Raw genomic sequence first — 17,316 nt, 5'->3', positions numbered from 1 at the left:
AGAGGGATAAAGTTGCTTAAGCATGAACAAGCCGATGTCATCGTTCTTGGAGGGGGAATAGGCGGCTGCATCGCTTCTTTAGCAGCGGCGAAAATGGGGCTTACTGTTGTATTGACTGAAGAAACCGACTGGCTTGGAGGACAATTGACCAGCCAAGCCGTCCCTCCAGACGAACATCAGTGGATAGAGGAATTTGGATGCACTGACACATATACTGAGTTCAGAGAGAGAATTCGTCAATACTATCAAACAAATTACCCGCTTACGAGCGACGCTAAGATGGATAGGCGCCTCAATCCCGGAAATGCATGGGTGACAAGGTTAGCTCACGAACCCAAAGTGGCTTTAAGTGTGTTGGAAGATATGCTTTCTCCATATATCAATAGTGGCAAAATCAATGTCTTGTACCACTGTGTTCCTTATGATGCCCATGCAGTTGATGACATAGTGAAGTCAGTCACAGTGGAATCTTTGGTGGATAAGAATAAATTCAAACTAACAGGTACGTACTTTTTAGATGCGACAGAATGTGGAGACTTGATTAAACTTGCTGGTGTAGAATATGTAGTTGGGGCAGAGTCAAAAGCAGATACTCAAGAACCACACGCCTTAGAGACAGCGGACCCAACCGACATGCAGGCTATTACACATGTATTGGCTGTTGACTATATTGAAGGAGAAGATTATACGATTGATGAGCCAGCGCAGTATGATTTTTGGAAAGGATATTATCCTAGTTTTTCTGACTCTCCGCTACTGAGTTGGAATGCTGTGAATTCAGAGGACACCTCCACAATGAAGACTTTCACTTTATTTCCTAATGAAAAGAATATCCCTTCTTTATTTACCTATCGTCGTGTAATAGACCGTCACCTTTTCGAGGGGAAATTATATGAGGGTGATATTTCTCTCCTTAACTGGCCTCAGAATGATTATTTTCTCGGGCCGATTATTGACGTCTCAGATAAAGAACGCAGGAAACACTTAGAAAACGCCAAACAATTAAGCTTGTCTTTGTTGTACTGGCTGCAGACCGAAGCTCCACGTTTAGATGGGGGCAAAGGGTACCCTGGATTGCGCTTGAGAAAAGATGTGCTTGGAACAGAAGATGGGCTTGCCAAATATCCATATATACGGGAATCAAGAAGAATTAAAGCAGTTTATACAGTCACGGAGATGGATGTAAGCAAGGAACTAAGAGGGAATAAAAGAATTAAGAATTATTTTGATAGTGTCGGTGTCGGAAGCTATCATTTGGACATACACCACACAACAGTTTCAAACCGTACGTTCTACATACCGTCTTACCCTTTTGAGATTCCTTTAGGGGCCTTACTCCCTGTAAGAGTTAAAAACGTTCTGCCTGCGTGTAAAAACATAGGGACAACCCAAATCACAAATGGATGCTATCGTTTGCATCCAACGGAATGGAATATAGGGGAATCGGCAGGTTATTTGGCTGCATATGCAATACTAAATAAAGTTACCCCACATATGGTTCGAGAAAATCAAGCGTATTTACATGATTATCAGCAATTGTTAAAGGAGCAGGGTATACAATTGCATTGGCCTGAGAATATGGAGTTGTAAATATATATTAGCTTCTTATTCATGCCCCTCTTAATAAGAGGGGCATGAATATTTTTGTGTCTTAACGTAAAAAACTCTTCATTTAAATCTTCCTGTCAGTCCCTTACAGCATTACCCATTACCTGAATTCTGTCTACCGGGGTAAAATACACTTCCAAACAAAAGTTTGATATAGTAGACATACAGGTTATATACCTACTACTAGAATCCCTGACCCTTGCATAATCTGCAAGGGCATTTGATTTTACTATACTAGTGCTTCAAAAAGTTGCTTATGCACATAACTAAAATTTAACAGAATGGACGTGACATAATGGAGTGGAGAGAAGATGAATCGATAAGTTGTGAAACCAGTAATGACAGAACACACCGCTATATGCTGACATGTTCATGGGATAGCAAGAAACCGGCGGTGACTTTTGTTATGTTTAACCCTACCTTGGAGGATGAAAATGAGGCAGATCAAACATTGAGAAGGTGCGTTAGTTTTGCTAGAGACTGGGGATATGGATCGATGATTATTGTGAACCTTTTTTCCCAGGTAACGCCTGATCCTAGTGAAATAGAGCCGCAAACTTTGGAAGAAAAAATAACGAACATGAAGGCTATTAGAAAAGCAGTTATGCAGTCAGAAAAGGTTGTTTTTGCTTGGGGTGAAAAAGGCTCAAAAAATAACAAGGTTGTGGAGGAAGTTCTAGCTCTTGTTGAAGATGAAAAGAGATTCTGCATTAAAAGGTCCAAAACAAAAGCCAAGTTTCCCCTGCATCCACTATCTCAAAAACATTCTGAAGCCGCTATTCCGTATGAGGTGTGATGACGGGGCTGATGAGGAAATAACTAAAATTCGGGAAGTGACAGTCACTTCCCGAATTTTGTCGAACGATAATTATGGAAGCTGGCTAGTGTACAGGCAAAAGGGGATTTCTTCTCTTCTTTATCATAACACTAGCATTTATTAATATCAGAAATGGAGAGGTCACTATGAGAGCATCACTTTTCGTCACGTGTCTGGGGGAAATATTTTATCAGGAAGCTGCGAAGGACATGGTTGAGGTGCTGGAGCGGCTGGGGTGTGACATTGATTTTCCGCAGGGGCAGATCTGCTGTGGGCAGCCGGCGTTTAACAGTGGTTATAAAAGTCAGGCTCAGAAATCTGCTAAGCAAATTATTAAGAGTTTTGAAGTTTCGAAGTATGTGGTTACGCCGTCGGGATCGTGTGCGGGCATGCTGAAGGAGTACCCGCGGATGTTTGCAGGGGATCCTGTTTGGGAGCCGCGGGCGCAAGAGCTGGCTGATAAAACGTATGAGTTTACCCAGTTTATCGTACATGTGCTGGGGATTGAAGATGTCGGGGCGGTTTATCCGGCCAAGGCGACGTATCATACGTCTTGTCATATGATGCGTTTGCTGCACGAGACGGAATCTCCTTTTACGTTATTGAAAAATGTGGAAGGTTTGGAACTGCTGCCGCTTGAGAACAGTTATGATTGCTGCGGTTTCGGCGGGACGTTTGCGGTTAAGATGGTGCCGATTTCTGAGCAGATGGTGGATGAAAAAATCCGTCATGTTGAAGACACTGGGGCGGACGTGCTGATTACGGCCGACGGTGGGTGTTTGATGAATATTCAAGGGCGGATTGACCGAAAAGGGAAGCAGCTGCCTGTGAAACATATTGCACAAATTTTAAATTCACGCTAATGAAGGGGGCGGTATCTAGTGGCTATGAAAATTGGCAATCAGCCTTTTTTTGATCGGGTAGACGAGGCTTTGGATGACGATTTTATGCGTCAGTCGATGGCGAAAGCGCAGGACGGGCTTCGTGAAAAGAAAATTGCCGCGACTGAAGGCGATGACGAGATTGGTGATTGGGAGGACTGGCGGAATGCTGGGGAAGAAATCCGCCGGCATACGCTGGAAAACCTTGATTACTATTTGGATCTGCTGAGTGAAAATTTTGCTGCACGGGGCGGGCATGTCTTTTTTGCTGAGACGGCTGAAGAGGCGAATGCGTACATTCAGAAGGTCGCGAAGGAAAAGAACGCCAAAAACGTGACCAAGGCGAAGTCTATGGTCACGGAAGAAATCGGATTGAATGAGGCTTTGGAAGCGGTCGGCTGTCAGGTTTATGAGACAGATTTGGCCGAGTATATTTTGCAGGCTGAAGACGGGGACCGGCCGTCACATATTGTGGTGCCTTCCTTGCATAAAAACAAATCGCAAATTCGAGATACATTAAAAGAAAAAGCGGGCTATACGGGGTCTGATGATCCGAGTGAATTGACGTCATTTGCCCGGCATCAGTTGAGAGATGTGTTTATGAATGCGGATATGGGTGTGACCGGGTGTAATTTTGGTGTGGCGGAGTCTGGTTCGGTGTCACTTTTAACAAACGAAGGCAATGCCAATATGGTCACGAGTTTTCCCGATACGCTTGTGAGTGTCATGGGAATGGAGCGGCTTGTGCCATCATGGGACGAGCTGGATGTGATGATTAATTTGCTCAGTCGCAGTGCTGTCGGGCAAAAAATCACAACCTATGTCACGAATGTCACGCCTGAAGTCGGTGAGACGAGTGTTGACGGTCCGAATGATTTCCATTTGGTCATTGTCGATGGCGGGCGGTCGAAAGCGCTGGGAACGGAATTCCAGTCTGCGCTCCATTGTATACGGTGTGCGGCTTGTGTGAACGTGTGCCCGGTGTATCGTCATATTGGCGGCCATGCGTCTGGTTCCATTTATCAGGGGCCGATTGGGCGGTTCTATCACCGATTCTTGGCGGTTACGAAGAATACGGGGAATTACCGTATGCGTCAAGCCTGTGTGCGGCCTGTACCGAAGCCTGTCCGGTGAAAATTCCACTGCATGAGCAACTAATCAGGCACAGGGAAATTTATGTGGAAGAAGGCTATGCGGATAAAAGTGAAGAAGCAGCCATGGCGGCGTTTGGCATCGGGTCAAGCACTCCGTCATTGTTTAAAATGGCGACACAGGGCGCACCTGTTTTTGCTAAGCCATTTAGCCATGAAGGGACTATTTCCAATGGGCCGGGCCCTTTGAAAGATTGGACGAAAATCAGAGAATTTCCTGCGCCTCATGGCAGCAATTTTCGTAAGTGGTTTAAGGACCATAAGAAAGGGGAGCGACGCAATGGCTAAGGGAACCGTTCATAACCGGGAGGCGTTTTTGGATCATGTCAGGAATCGTCTTGGCGGTGCCCGGCGGACGCATGTGGAACGGCCAGAGTGGACGTATCAGCCGCAGCGAGCGGTTTATCGGGGGAAAACGCCGACTGAGCTTCGGACGATTTTTAAGGAAAACAGTGTGGAGAAAGACACTCATGTGATTGAAACAACAAAAGACGAGCTGGCAGAAACGGTCCGGGACGTGATGCAATCGTATGGTGGCGGGCCGATGGTTGCGACGCGTGATGAGCGTTTTGACACGTTTGGTTTAAGCGATGTGTTTGAGGATGAGCGTGTTTATATTTGGGATGCGGACGCTGGTGTGGAGCGAAACGTGCAAGAGGCGAGGAAAGCGAATGTCGGCTTTTTCGTCAGTGATGTGAGCCTTGCCGAGTCTGGAACGGTCACCCAGCTGAACGATCGCAACAACGCCCGTTCAGTCAGTCTGCTCCCTGTAACGTATGTCGCGATTGTGCCTGAATCGACCATTGTTCCGCGCATGACCCAGGCGACCGACATGATTCACGGTAAGGTTAAAAATGGGGAAGATCTGTCTCCGTACATTAACTTCAATTCAGGGCCGAGCAACAGTGCAGATATAGAAATGAACATTGTAAAAGGCGTGCATGGACCGGTTCAGGCAGTGCATATCATCGTGCGGGGAATTTAACGGAAAGAGGGTGCCGCTCGGGGCACCCTCTTTGTTTTATTTATGTTTTTTCCGCCATTCTTTATTGACACGTTCATTTAAAATGTGGTTAATGCCGACTGTTTGGTCGACTTCTATTACAAAGGCAATACCTTTTCCGGCTTTATTGAGCTGGGCATCTTTTTCGATGGCTTCCAGAACCTTGCTTGTTTTGTTCCGGTCGATCAGTGTTAATACCACTTCTTTTTCCGGCTCAATCATAATGTTGAACAATTTGGCTTTCTCGTGGACCCCTGTACCGCGCCCATTCAGGATGGTGCCGCCTTCCGCGCCGGCTTTTCGGGTTGCATCGACGACCTTTTCGTTGTCACCCTTGTTGACAATGGTCACAATCAGATCATACAAGATGTCTTGTTCTTCCATGGTATTAACCCCCTCATCGCTATGGTCTTCGGCTTCCATATCCATACCCAGCATTTGACAGATCCCTGTTACTTTTTTCGCGTCGATCACAAAGCCAATGCCATGTCTTGGCCGTTCCAATTTAACAGCATCGATGATTGCCTGTTTGACGTCGGGGAAGATTCGGTCAGATACCAGTGTCAATACGATTTCGCGTTCTCGTTCAACAGGTATACCGAGGACGCGTTTTTTCTCGTTCAGCCGGATGCCATCTCCCCGGAGGACTGTTCCGCCGCGGGCACCAGCCTTTTTTGAGGCGGCAACCACTTTTTTAGCGTTTTCTTTTTTGACGATGGTCACCATCAGTTTCTTCGGCATATTGACCCTTCTCCTTTCTGCCATATAAAACACCGAGCGTTAACACGGATAATATCGGAGCGAGTGCCACCAATGCAACCATTCCGAATCCGTCAAGCAGCGGATCGCGTCCCTCAGTCACTGAAGCCAGCCCGACGAACAGAGCGAGGATGAATGTTGCGGTCATCGGTCCTGTTGCCACACCGCCCGAATCAAAAGCAATCGCTGTAAATGTTTTCGATGTGTATTTTACCATAATAAACGCCAAAATGTACCCCGGCAGAATAAAATACCATAAAGAAATCCCAACTATAATACGGATCATTGACAGAACGACAGCGATCCCGACACCAATGGAAAGTGTGTAAAGAAGTACTTTTTCCGGAATATACCCGCTGGAGACTTTATCAACCTGATTGATCAACACGGCTACGGCAGGTTCCGCATAGATGGCAAAAAATCCGAGCAGGAATCCGATCGGAATTAAGATCCAGCGATGCGTAAGAGCGCCAAGCTTTTCACCCATCAATTCACCGACTGGTAAAAATCCGATGTTGACGCCTTGAAGAAAAATCGCGAGGCCTAAAAACGTCAGCAGAAAACCAATTGTAATGTCGAGAAGTTTTCGCAGTGGCAATTTTAAAAAGAAGATCTGAAAAACAATAAACAGAATAACGAGCGGTAATAGTGCAAGGCCCACTTCCCCCAAAGTGTGGCCAAAGCCTTTGAATATCGTAAAACTCATCCGTAAATCACTCCTAAAATCATGACACACAGAATAGGGCCGACGGATGCGAGGGCAACAAGTCCAAACCCGTCCCTTGAAGCAGACTTACCGCGGAGTACAGACGCGACGCCGACACCGAGCGCCATGACGAAGGGGGTTGTCAGTGGCCCCGTTGTCACCCCACCGGAATCAAATGAAATCGGGACAAAGGTCGCTGGTGTAAAGGCAGCGAGTATGAAAATGGTGCCATAGCTGATTCCGAGCAGCCACGCCATGGGGAAGTTAAAAATAATCCGCAGCATGGCAAGTCCAACAAAAACACCAACGCCGAGGGCAACCGCAAGAATCAGGGTGCTCTTGGGGATGGCGCCGCCTGATACTTGGTCAACTTGCTGAGACAAGACACGTACGTCCGGTTCAGCCAAGGTAACGACCGTTCCCAGCAAGAAGCCGAAAAAGACGATCAGCCATATTTTTTTAGTTTTGGACAAGGCTGAGCCGATCATTTCTCCGACCGGCAGAAGTCCGACATTTACGCCGAGTAAAAATAGAATCAAGCCGACACCGACCATCGCGACACCAATTAAAAATTGAAAAAATGTCTCCAGTGGCAGTTTAATGAGCGTGAATTGCAAAATTGTGATCACGATCGTAATGGGTAAAACCGAGTAAACGACCTCCATCGTCGTTTGTTTAATATTGTCCATGTAAAGCCCCAAGTTGCGTGTTGAGATACACTGCAGAAAAATCAAAAACAAAACTATAAAAAAATGCATATAAACCCATTATATCACTAACGGTATTAAAAGAAGACACATACATTTGCCGAAAAAACTGCAATGTTGACCATCTATACCCGAATTTCAACATCGACAAGCGCCACTTTCGACAAGTGACTGTCACTTCCCGAATTATGTCGAATTTTTCCTGTTTTTAAAATGTGTTGACACCGTTTTCCAGCGCCTTTATTATTGTTGTTGAGAGGTCGTACCTCTTGTGTGATTTTAATTTAAAATTTGAGGGGGATTATAATGAGTGATCATGTTGAGTTGATGCCGACTACGAGAATTCCAGTTAAGGGCATTTCGCCGCTTGTCATTGTGTGCGGAAATCCTTTCCGGGCGAAGCGGATCGCGGATCTGTTGGACGAGCCTGAAGAAGTGGCACATTCTCGGGAATATCGCACGTTTAATGGCTATTATAAAGGCCAGTGGGTCACAGTCACGAGCCACGGTGTTGGTGCACCGGGAGCTGCGGTTTGTTTTGAAGAGTTGATTAAAGCTGGCGCTGAAGTGCTGATACGCGTTGGTACCGCTGGCTCTTATACGAGAACCCTGCCGCCTGGCAGTATCATTGTTGCGGATTCAGCTGTGCGAACGGACGGTTTAACAAAGCAGATGGTGCCTGAAGGAGTTCCAGCTGTGGCTGACTTCCGTGTGGTCCAAGCTTTAAATGAAGCCGCCACTCAAAAAGCGGTGACATATGGTACAGGAACGGTTGTGACCTTGGACGCTTTTTATGCGGGTCCGCTGGAATTTCCGCACAAGCTGTATAAGGACGCCGGTGCGTTGGGAGCTGAGATGGAAATGTCCGCCCTTTACACCATCGCGAAGCTGCGAAATGTGAAAGCTGGCGGTATTCTTGCGCTCGACGGCTATGCCTATGATGATATGGATCATTATAATCCTCATAAAGATATTGTTGATCAGGCTGTTAAAGATGAAATCGAAATTGCGCTGGAAGCGATTGTTTCAGTTCAAAAATAATCAGAACGACGATCAAATGGGCCAGCGGTGACAAGGTGTTTCCGGGGTCTAAAGGGAGGGACTACTTTGAATTTGCTCAACTTTGTCTGGGGGCTGTTTGGCGTTTTGGTCATATGCGGTGTTGCTTTTCTCTTCTCCAGCAATAAACGAAAAATCAGTTTGCGATTGATTATAAGTGCATTGGTGTTTGAAATGTTGTTTGCTTGGTTCGTGTTATCCTCGCAACTCGGCAATACCATTTTACAAGGGATTACCGATTTTGTGAATGCCATTATCAGTTACGGGAACGAAGGGATTGATTTTGTTTTCGGCGGGTTGTATACGGAAGAATCGGGGATTTCATTTGTGGTGGCATTTAACGTGTTGCCGATGATTATCTTTTTCGCATCACTCGTCGCCATTGCTTACCATTTGAACATTATGCCGTTTATTTTCAAGTACGTTGGCGGGCTTTTTTCCAAACTATTTACGACAACAAAGCGCGAATCTGTCGTTGCAGCTGCCAATATTTTTCTTGGACAGACCGAGTCCCCCTTGTGGTTAAACCACATCTGCATAAAATGACCGTTTCGGAAATTTTTGCGGTGATGACGTGTGGACTCGCTTCTGTGGCTGGGACGATGCTTGCATCATATGCGCTTCTCGGTGTTAAACTGGAATACTTGCTTCCCGCTGCGTTTATGGCAGCACCGTCTGGATTAATTATTGCCAAATTGTTTTATCCGGAAACAGAAAAGGTGACAGAAGAAGCGGAAATTGAGATTTCAAATGATACAGAGTCCTCGAATGTCATTGATGCCGCATCCAAGGGTGCTGCTAATGGTTTGCAAATTGCATTGATCGTCGGCGCAACGCTTGTGGCGTTCGTCGCAATTATTTATATGATTAATGGCTTGATTGGTTATGTGAGTGGCTGGTTTGGATTTGAAACGAGCCTGCAGCAGATGCTGGGCTATGTGATTGCGCCGTTTGCGTTTGCGATTGGTATCCCATGGGATGAAGCGATTATGGCGGGGTCTCTGATTGGGGAAAAATTGGTGTTGACTGAGTTTATCGCGTTTATTAATTTCACGGAGGGCATTGGCCAGTTTTCGGAAAAATCGGCTATGATCATTACGTTTGCACTGTGTGGCTTTGCGAACTTTGCCTCAATGGCGACGATGGCCAACACATTGAGCACGATTGACTCGAAACGTCAGAAGCTTTATATGAAGTTGTCCATGAAAAGCTTACTGGGCGGGGCCCTCGCCTCCATGCTCAGCGCCTCGATTGCAGGCATGTTCTTTGTTTAAGGTGGTTTTATAAAGTTAATTTCTACAAAATGTGATGCAAGATAGTTCTAATAACTGCCACATGCGGTCGCTCGGGGAAAACACTCCGCGTCCAGTGGGCGCTGATGAGCCTCCTCGCGCTGCGCGCTGTGGGGTCTCATCTAGGCTTTTGTTCCCACAGGAGTCTCCGTGTTTTCCCCGAGCGGTTGCCAGAAGCAGTCATTCAATTTTTCGCTGTGTCATTAGGTGCATTGCTGATGATATTTTTTAATCAACACTTTTTTAAAAGAGTTTTTCCCAACAAACGGTTTAGAGATAGAAAGGAGATCATCATATGAGTAATAATGTAAAGGAACCACTGCTGGCTTATTTGAATAATACGGTTGATTATCAAGGGGACAAGGTGGTTTTGTTAAATAGGCGCTTGTATCCTGATGAGGTGCAGTATGTGGATTGTGATCGGTATGAAGATGTTGCTGTGGCCATTGAAGATATGACCATTCAGGGTGCTATCGTGATTGCCATTGCAGCGGGGTATGGGTTTGCGCTTGCATTCCAAGGCAAACACGACTTGAAAGGAGACGCCGTGAAGGATTACGCTCAGACTGTTTACGAACGGTTGTTGAGCACAAGACCGACTGGCCAGCGTCTGAAGGTCATTTTGGATAAATGTTTTGTAGAAGTTGAGAAACAGGTACAAGCTGGACATCATGGGGAAGACTGTGCGGCAGCATTGCACACTTTGATGGATCAGGAAGTGGCAGAAGCTGATAATATCGCCATCCGTTGCGGGCAAAATACGGCCAATCTTTTAGAAGACGGCGATAAAGTCTTGACCCATTGCTTTGCAGATGCGGCGCTTATTCATATGCTGATCGAGGCGAAGAAGCAGAACAAGCATATCGAAATGTATTGCACGGAAACGCGCCCCTATTTTCAAGGTGCTCGATTGACTGCCCATTCGATTAAAGAAACAGGTACAAAGGTGACGCTAGTGACGGATAATATGCCCGGCTTTTTGATGGAGCAGGGCATGGTAACGAAACTGGTGACGGCTGCTGACAAAATCACGCTGGAAGGTCATGTGTGCAACAAGATCGGGACGTACCAGTATGCGGTTGTTGCTCAGCACCATAATATTCCTTTTTACGTATTGGGTTATGAAGGTCCGGATGAGAACTCGCCGAATATTGACGACATTGAAATTGAATATCGCAATCAGGAAGAGGTTTTCTATGCCAGAGGTGTGCGCACGGCCGTAGAGGGCATTGAAGGGTTGTATCCGTCATTTGATATTGTAACCCCCAATTTCGTGGACGCGATTGTGACGGACAAAGGAGTTCATGCAGCCAGAAATATTAGTTCTTATTTGAAGTAAACAGGCAAGACTTGGAAAAGGAAGGGGTTTACAGTTAATATGTAAGTGACTGTGTTCGATCAAGGAGGAAATACGATGGAGATTGAAAAACCCCTTTCTCTCCCAGAGAGGATCCATAAAAAAATAGCCGGTTTAATAAAAGCTGGTGAATTTGAAGTGGGGGACAAGTTGCCCTCGGAAATCAATCTGGCTAAACAATTAAAAGTAAGTCGGACCGCATTAAGAGACGCGCTCCAGCTGCTGGAATTTGACGGGTATGTGGAACGGCGTCACGGTGTGGGCACTTATGTCTTGTCAAATACCCCTACATTGCAGGCCGGACTTGAAAAACTCGAGAGTATCACAGAGTTTCTGAAAGCAAAAGATCTAAATCCCGGGACGCTGGAAGGCACTGTTACAGAAGTGCGTGCTGACCAGCATGTGGCCAACCAATTAAATGTCAAAGAAGGCGTAGCGGTGATCAAACTTGAGCGGGTTCGGATAGCAGACGGACGTCCCATTTCCTATGATATTGCTTATGGCATGCCGGACGTAATTAATGAAGACTTTATTCAGAATCAGGACAAAGAGTCGATATTCGATTATTTGGAGTCGGGTAAGGATACGTTCATATCCCATTCTTATTGTAATATTTACGCTAAAAATGCCACACCGGAACTTGCGGAAAAACTGAATGTTCCAGTTTCAGAAGCGCTCCAAGTGCTGGAACAGGTCTATTATACGAAACAAAACAAAACCGTTTATTACGGTGAAAGCTATATTCGCAGTGATGTGCTTAAATTTCATCTGATCAGAAGACGTTAGGAGGCTGGTAGTGCCTATGGAAAATCTATTAATCAAAAACGTTTCCGTCGTTCCAATGACACATGCTGATGCGGTGATTCAAAACGGTTATATTTATATTGAAAAAGGCGTGATCAATGCACTCGGTTCTGCCCCTAATCACACCTTGGTTGAGAAAGCGGATCGGGTGATTGATGGTGAGCATTTGGTGGCGATGCCAGGTTTAATCAATGGGCATACCCACACCCCGATGAGTGTTTTGCGGGGCTATGCCGGGGATTTACCGCTCCAGCAATGGCTTCAAGAGATATGGAAGATTGAGGCGAAGATGTCTTCTGAGGATATTTACTGGGCTGCGATGCTGAGCATGGTGGAAATGCTGAAATCGGGTACGACGACATTTGGCGATATGTATTATGGCATGGACAAGGTCGCGGAAGGTGTGCAGGCTTCTGGAATGCGTGCTTTGTTGACGCAAGGGATTATTGAACAGGATGGCCATGGAGAGGATGTGCTCGCTGAATGTGTTGACTTTGTGAAAAGATGGCACGGCAAAGCGGAAGGCCGCATTCAAGCGATTTTGTCGCCGCATGCGCCCTATACCTGTTCACCGCAATTGATTGAAAAACTGGTTGAAGCAGCACATGACCTAGATTGCTCGATTCACACCCATTTGAACGAAACGCGGGGTAAAATTGACACCATTATAGAGCGGTATGGCAAGAGACCCATCGTTTTAATGGACGAAATTGGTTTGTTTTCCCGGCATGTGATTGCTGCGCATGGTGTTCATGTGTCCGAAGAGGAGCTTGAGATCCTAGCACGTTCACAAGCTGGCATCATTCATAACCCGAAAAGCAATATGAAGCTCGGGAGCGGGATTGCGCCGATTGCTGACATGCTTGAGCGGGGGATTGTTGTCGGACTCGGTACTGACGGATCGGCGAGTAACAATGTGCTGGATATGTTTGAGGAAATGCGATTTGCCAGTTTTTTGCAGAAAGTTCATTTAGAAGACCCGACGGCATTGTCGGCTTATGAAACATTGAAGCTTGGAACAGCACTCGGAGCTCAAGCACTTGGGATTGAATCAGAGATTGGCACGTTGGAAGTTGGCAAAAAAGCGGATCTTACACTCGTAAACGTTGACCGGACACATGCCCTGCCTTTAAACGATATTTTGTCCCATTTGATCTATTCAGCAAAAGCTGATGATGTGGATTATACCATCGTGAATGGCCGTGTGCTTTATGAGAAAGGACATGTGGTGACACTTGATGAAGAAAAGATTAAATGGCATGTTTTAGAATCCAAAAATAAATTGTTCGGCAGCTGAAGGGTGCCTGTTTTTTCGGGTGACCGCTTTTAAGCCATTTAGAGGAAGGAGACATGCGAAATGTCACGCGAAGAAGTTTTCACGTATGCTAAGATGAGCTATGATAATGGGCTGACTGTCGGGACTTCCGGCAATGTAAGTATGAAAAAAGGAAATGTGATGTACATTACACCATCTGCTTTGCCGTATAACGAAATGGTGGCAGATGATATTTTGCAAGTGGATATTGAAACAGGAGAGATTTTGGACGGAACTCGAAAAGCTTCATCTGAGACTCCGATGCACCGCTATATTTATTTGAAGAACCCTGAGATCAATGCGATTGTTCACACACATTCCACATACGCAACCATTTTTGCCTGTGCACATATGCCGATTCCCCCTGTCCATTACACGATTGCAGACATTGGAAAAAGCGTACCTGTCGCACCTTATGCCAAGTACGGAACAGAGGCGCTGGCTGAACATGTTGTCAACACACTGCAAGGGAGCAATGGTGTATTGCTTGCCAATCATGGTGTTGTCGCTGTAGGGGAAAACATGGGAGATGCCTACAGACGGGCTGAAGTCATCGAAGAAGTCGCCCATCTCGCTTATGGCAGCCACACTCTGGGGAGTGTCAATCCCCTAACCAACGCCCAACTCGACGACGCCCGGCAAAGTTTTAAAACCTACACAAGCAACTAACCCCATTTCGACATAATTCGGGAAGTGACTGTCACTTCCCGAATTATGTCGAATCGTTATGCTTCTTATTGATTGGTGTTTGATTTACAATGGGAGCTGAGTAATCATTTTGAAATGGGGTATTTTAATGTCTGTAACGGATATAAAAGCGGCGCAAAAGTGGCGTGAGATTCCCAAGCATATTCAACGGCAATTGCTGGACAATGTGTTTTGCAGCAAGTGCTATGTGACGACGATTGTCGATTATACAATGCATGATGATTTTCATGGGATTTTACTTAAAGGTAAATGCAAGAAGTGTGGCAAGGACGTTGCGCGCCTTGTGGAAGATGGGGCAGACGATCAAGAAGACGAATGATTGAGAAGGGAATTTTGGTGATGGATGGTACGAGAAGAGATGCTATTCAAATTGGGCAGCATGTGCGTGTCGTGCAGAAACAGGATCAGCGCACTGGAAAGCTGACGGACGGTGTGGTGGCAAAGATTTTGACGAATTCGCCGACTCATCCGCACGGAATCAAGGTTAGGCTTGAATCGGGCGTTGTCGGACGTGTGAAGGAAATTAAATAAGTAACGCCACGTTTAAGGTGTTTGTTGAAGCTTGATCCTTAAATGTTTAAATCTTAACCCACTTACCTAGGATGAACAAGTGGGTTTTTTGGCATAGAAATGTTTAAATCATACCAGCTTTGCTTGAAAGTAAATGGATAGCTAAGCTTGGACAGGGAAAGATAGTGCTGCATAGGCACCATATAATGAGGTTTGAATTTTTATGACGATAACGATGATCTAGGTATTATTTTACGGGATACAGGGTATATGTGAGAATGAGTTTACTTGGAACAGCTCAGATGTTACATAGAGGCGCATTCGTCTATAGAAGTGTCTGACTGTTCTATTCAATCATACTTTGGTATGATATCAATATCTTAATCTGAGCGTGCAACAATCTGAATTCATTTATTATTTTTGTAATATTTAATATGCTTAAGAGGACTTGTAAAGGAGCGTTTATATGTATATTCATGGGACGAAGAAGCTGCTTGATAAAGTCAAGCAGCATCATGAAGTGGCAATGGCAGATTTGGAGTCGGGCGGATTATTCTCTTGGCATGCGAATTTGATTAAACTGAGAGGCAGGCAATCCGTTTTATTGGTGAATGATAAGAGTCTGTATGTGATTGTGTTGTATGGTTTGCGTGCTAAGGATTTCTCTCAATTGGACACGCTCATTAAAGACGCGATCCGGACGGTGTGGTTTGAGGAAGGCGTCAAAGAAGATGTGATTGAAGCGTATTTGGAACAGGCCGGGGAAGTGTTTTTTGGTAAAACGAATGACCGGAAGTTCGTTGCACGGATGACTCAGGCTTGTAAAGAGGCGCCGTTTTACGAAAGTGAGATGGAAGGAGAAGACGTCATTCAGATCCCGCACAGTCTGCGTTTGAGCTGGCGTCTTGTCGGGATGGGCAACTCGGATTACTTTAAGCCGGCTGAAGCCTTGCTTGAAGAATTACAAGCGTTTTCTCACGGTGATGTTTTGAGCGTGCGGGCAGCTGAAATGGATGTCCGGCTGATGCTCGGGGAACAGGAGGTTTGGCGGCGGTTGATGGTACCGCTGAACCGAACTTTCTGGCAGTTTCACGAAATTTTGCAGGCAGCCTTTGCTTGGTGGGATTATCATTTGCATTCATTTTATCTGTTTGGAAATGAGAAGCTGGAGAAACCTTACAACGTGAATCACCCGGCATATACAGAGGAAGGCGCAAAACCAGTGGTCAAACTTGTCCCAGATGAAATGATGATGGATGGACCGAATGAAGGTGTGCCGGTAAAATTGGAAAAAGGTGTCAAGCTGTCTGAGTTTCTGCCTGAAATAGGTTCACTGGTGTATGTGTATGATTTTGGAGATGATTGGCGCCACCGGATCGATGTGCTCAGAGTGGTTGAGGATTCGACGGTTAATCATCCAGTTTGTTTGGATGGACGAGGAGACGCTCCGCCTGAGGATGTTGGCGGTGAGTCCGGGTATGTGCAATTTTTGGAGATTATGAATGACGAAGAGCATCCTGACCATACACATATGAAAGAATGGCTGAGCGGGCAGCTGTATCAGCGGTTTGATTTGGACTTGATTAACCGGATGCTGGACAGCCGATGAGTGGCGTTTGAGATGTGAAATCTATAGATATATTAAAAACAATCCCTTCTCCAATAAAGTGGAAGGGATTGTTTTTGATTCGTCACCATGTTTTCCGTTCTGTCCGCATCTTGCGTTTCCATATAAGGTGTTCCAGGGCGCCGGTACCGAGAAAGACACCGGTCAAAATGAGAATGAAGCCGGCTGTGTGGTAGAGGGTGATCGTTTCGTTCAGGAAAACGGCGGCAGCGGTTACGGCGAATAAGGTATTCAAATTCAGGAAAATTGCGGATTCGGCTGGACCGACTTTTTTAATGGCGTAATTATAGGTCATGTGTCCGAACGCGGTGGCGAGGATGGCACTGAACAAAAAGACGCCGGCGAGCTGCCAGTCAAATAGGCGTGTGATGTCCTGAATGTCTGACCCGAAGCCCTGGCTCGTGAGAAAAATGACCGCAGCGCCAAACACGAGCATATAGCCTGTTGCAAGTCGGGCATCGAGTGTAGGCTTTAGCTTGCTGATTAGGATGAAACTGAGGCCCTGGACGAACATGCCGAGAAATACGAAAATGTCGCCTAGTGAGAGGCCTGTGAGTTCGCCTGAACCTGTCAGCGTGGTGACGACAACGCCCCCAAAACCAAGGATAAAGCCTGCCACTCTGAGCCAGGACATACGCTGGTGCAGGATAAGAAAGGCCAGCATTGCAGTGATCAGCGGATTCATGCCGAGTATAAGCGATCCGTTAATACCGCTCGTACGTTCGAGTCCCACAGCGAGAAATGAATGGTGTAGGATTACATTGAAAATGGCGATGAAGGCAATGGTCAGCCATTCATGTTTCTTTGGGAGACGGAAGATTCCAAGCCCGGCGCAAATGAGGAGCACCGCAATCCCTGCAATCATGACGCGAAAGCCTTGCAACAGCAGCGGATCCACAGCCCCGACCAGGACTTTGATCGCGGAAACGTTCATCCCCCATAAGAGCATGACGAATAATAAAAGTGTATAAATCCGTATCATAAAATCGCCTCACCACGTTTCTTCAGTAAA

The 17,316-nt window shown here is 46.0% G+C and carries 16 protein-coding genes and 2 pseudogenes; 14 read left to right on the top strand and 4 right to left on the bottom strand.

The features are described 5' to 3' along the window. Nucleotides 1-6 precede the first annotated feature (6 nt). The 5 genes and pseudogenes from JNUCC1_RS03680 to JNUCC1_RS03660 all read left to right on the top strand — a co-directional run bounded on the left by JNUCC1_RS03680 (nucleotide 7) and on the right by JNUCC1_RS03660 (nucleotide 5,442). Nucleotides 7-1,590 (top strand): FAD-dependent oxidoreductase, encoded by a 1,584-nt coding sequence (locus JNUCC1_RS03680; RefSeq protein WP_442915447.1) that lies wholly within the window; start codon nucleotides 7-9, stop codon nucleotides 1,588-1,590. 313 nt (nucleotides 1,591-1,903) lie between these two features. Next, nucleotides 1,904-2,404, top strand: coding sequence for a DUF1643 domain-containing protein (locus tag JNUCC1_RS03675; protein WP_156644168.1), 501 nt, complete (start codon nucleotides 1,904-1,906; stop codon nucleotides 2,402-2,404). Nucleotides 2,405-2,571: 167 nt separating this feature from the next. Next, nucleotides 2,572-3,288 (top strand): (Fe-S)-binding protein, encoded by a 717-nt coding sequence (locus tag JNUCC1_RS03670; RefSeq protein WP_156644166.1) that lies wholly within the window; start codon nucleotides 2,572-2,574, stop codon nucleotides 3,286-3,288. A gap of 18 nt (nucleotides 3,289-3,306) precedes the next feature. After that, a pseudogene (locus JNUCC1_RS03665) lies at nucleotides 3,307-4,745 on the top strand (LutB/LldF family L-lactate oxidation iron-sulfur protein). After that, nucleotides 4,738-5,442: a LutC/YkgG family protein gene (locus tag JNUCC1_RS03660; protein WP_156644164.1), complete on the top strand. Its 705-nt coding sequence runs from the start codon at nucleotides 4,738-4,740 to the stop codon at nucleotides 5,440-5,442. The pseudogene JNUCC1_RS03665 and the gene JNUCC1_RS03660 overlap by 8 nt, the downstream one beginning before the upstream one ends. Nucleotides 5,443-5,478: 36 nt before the next feature. Here the strand turns inward: JNUCC1_RS03660 and JNUCC1_RS03655 are convergent, their stop codons facing one another. From JNUCC1_RS03655 to JNUCC1_RS03645, 3 genes are read right to left on the bottom strand one after another with little or no spacing between them, the layout of a single operon-like run. Beyond that, complete coding sequence (locus JNUCC1_RS03655; RefSeq protein WP_156644162.1) at nucleotides 5,479-6,201, bottom strand: P-II family nitrogen regulator; 723 nt, start codon at nucleotides 6,199-6,201, stop codon at nucleotides 5,479-5,481. Beyond that, nucleotides 6,155-6,925, bottom strand: a complete 771-nt coding sequence (locus JNUCC1_RS03650; protein WP_156644160.1) for a DUF1538 domain-containing protein — start codon at nucleotides 6,923-6,925, stop codon at nucleotides 6,155-6,157. Before JNUCC1_RS03650 ends, JNUCC1_RS03655 begins: the two co-directional genes overlap by 47 nt. After that, a complete protein-coding gene (locus JNUCC1_RS03645) occupies nucleotides 6,922-7,614 on the bottom strand; it encodes a DUF1538 domain-containing protein (protein ID WP_156644158.1) in 693 nt (230 codons plus the stop codon). The genes JNUCC1_RS03650 and JNUCC1_RS03645 overlap by 4 nt, the downstream gene beginning before the upstream one ends. 324 nt (nucleotides 7,615-7,938) lie before the next feature. On the opposite strand from JNUCC1_RS03645, the gene JNUCC1_RS03640 reads away from it, so the two are divergent. The 9 genes and pseudogenes from JNUCC1_RS03640 to JNUCC1_RS03600 all read left to right on the top strand — a co-directional run bounded on the left by JNUCC1_RS03640 (nucleotide 7,939) and on the right by JNUCC1_RS03600 (nucleotide 16,286). Next, a complete protein-coding gene (locus JNUCC1_RS03640) occupies nucleotides 7,939-8,673 on the top strand; it encodes a nucleoside phosphorylase (RefSeq protein WP_442915415.1) in 735 nt (244 codons plus the stop codon). Nucleotides 8,674-8,745: 72 nt separating this feature from the next. Further along, nucleotides 8,746-9,965: pseudogene (locus tag JNUCC1_RS03635) on the top strand (NupC/NupG family nucleoside CNT transporter). A 313-nt stretch (nucleotides 9,966-10,278) separates the two neighbouring features. Further along, entirely contained in the window at nucleotides 10,279-11,322 is a 1,044-nt protein-coding gene (locus JNUCC1_RS03630) for a s-methyl-5-thioribose-1-phosphate isomerase (protein WP_156644156.1), read from the top strand. A 75-nt stretch (nucleotides 11,323-11,397) separates the two neighbouring features. After that, complete coding sequence (locus JNUCC1_RS03625; protein ID WP_156644154.1) at nucleotides 11,398-12,126, top strand: GntR family transcriptional regulator; 729 nt, start codon at nucleotides 11,398-11,400, stop codon at nucleotides 12,124-12,126. Nucleotides 12,127-12,142: 16 nt separating this feature from the next. After that, a complete protein-coding gene (locus JNUCC1_RS03620; RefSeq protein WP_156644153.1) occupies nucleotides 12,143-13,441 on the top strand; it encodes an amidohydrolase family protein in 1,299 nt (432 codons plus the stop codon). 60 nt (nucleotides 13,442-13,501) lie between these two features. Next, the gene (locus JNUCC1_RS03615; RefSeq protein WP_156644151.1) at nucleotides 13,502-14,128 is read left to right on the top strand and encodes a class II aldolase/adducin family protein; all 627 of its coding nucleotides are present in this window, start codon (nucleotides 13,502-13,504) and stop codon (nucleotides 14,126-14,128) included. A gap of 127 nt (nucleotides 14,129-14,255) precedes the next feature. Next, entirely contained in the window at nucleotides 14,256-14,486 is a 231-nt protein-coding gene (locus JNUCC1_RS03610) for a hypothetical protein (RefSeq protein WP_156644149.1), read from the top strand. Nucleotides 14,487-14,506: 20 nt separating this feature from the next. Continuing rightward, nucleotides 14,507-14,698 (top strand): YwbE family protein, encoded by a 192-nt coding sequence (locus JNUCC1_RS03605; protein ID WP_156645383.1) that lies wholly within the window; start codon nucleotides 14,507-14,509, stop codon nucleotides 14,696-14,698. 445 nt (nucleotides 14,699-15,143) lie between these two features. Further along, entirely contained in the window at nucleotides 15,144-16,286 is a 1,143-nt protein-coding gene (locus JNUCC1_RS03600) for a plasmid pRiA4b ORF-3 family protein (protein WP_156644147.1), read from the top strand. Between the two features lie 82 nt (nucleotides 16,287-16,368). On the opposite strand, the gene JNUCC1_RS03595 is transcribed toward JNUCC1_RS03600, so the two are convergent. Next, the gene (locus JNUCC1_RS03595) at nucleotides 16,369-17,286 is read right to left on the bottom strand and encodes a DMT family transporter (protein WP_156644145.1); all 918 of its coding nucleotides are present in this window, start codon (nucleotides 17,284-17,286) and stop codon (nucleotides 16,369-16,371) included. Between the last annotated feature and the right edge of the window lie 30 nt (nucleotides 17,287-17,316).

The organism is Lentibacillus sp. JNUCC-1, assembly GCF_009741735.1.
Taxonomy (GTDB): Bacteria; Bacillota; Bacilli; order Bacillales; family Amphibacillaceae; genus Lentibacillus_B.
The sequence above is the reverse complement of the archived record's forward strand: the minus strand, read 5'-3'. Positions and strand labels throughout refer to the sequence as shown.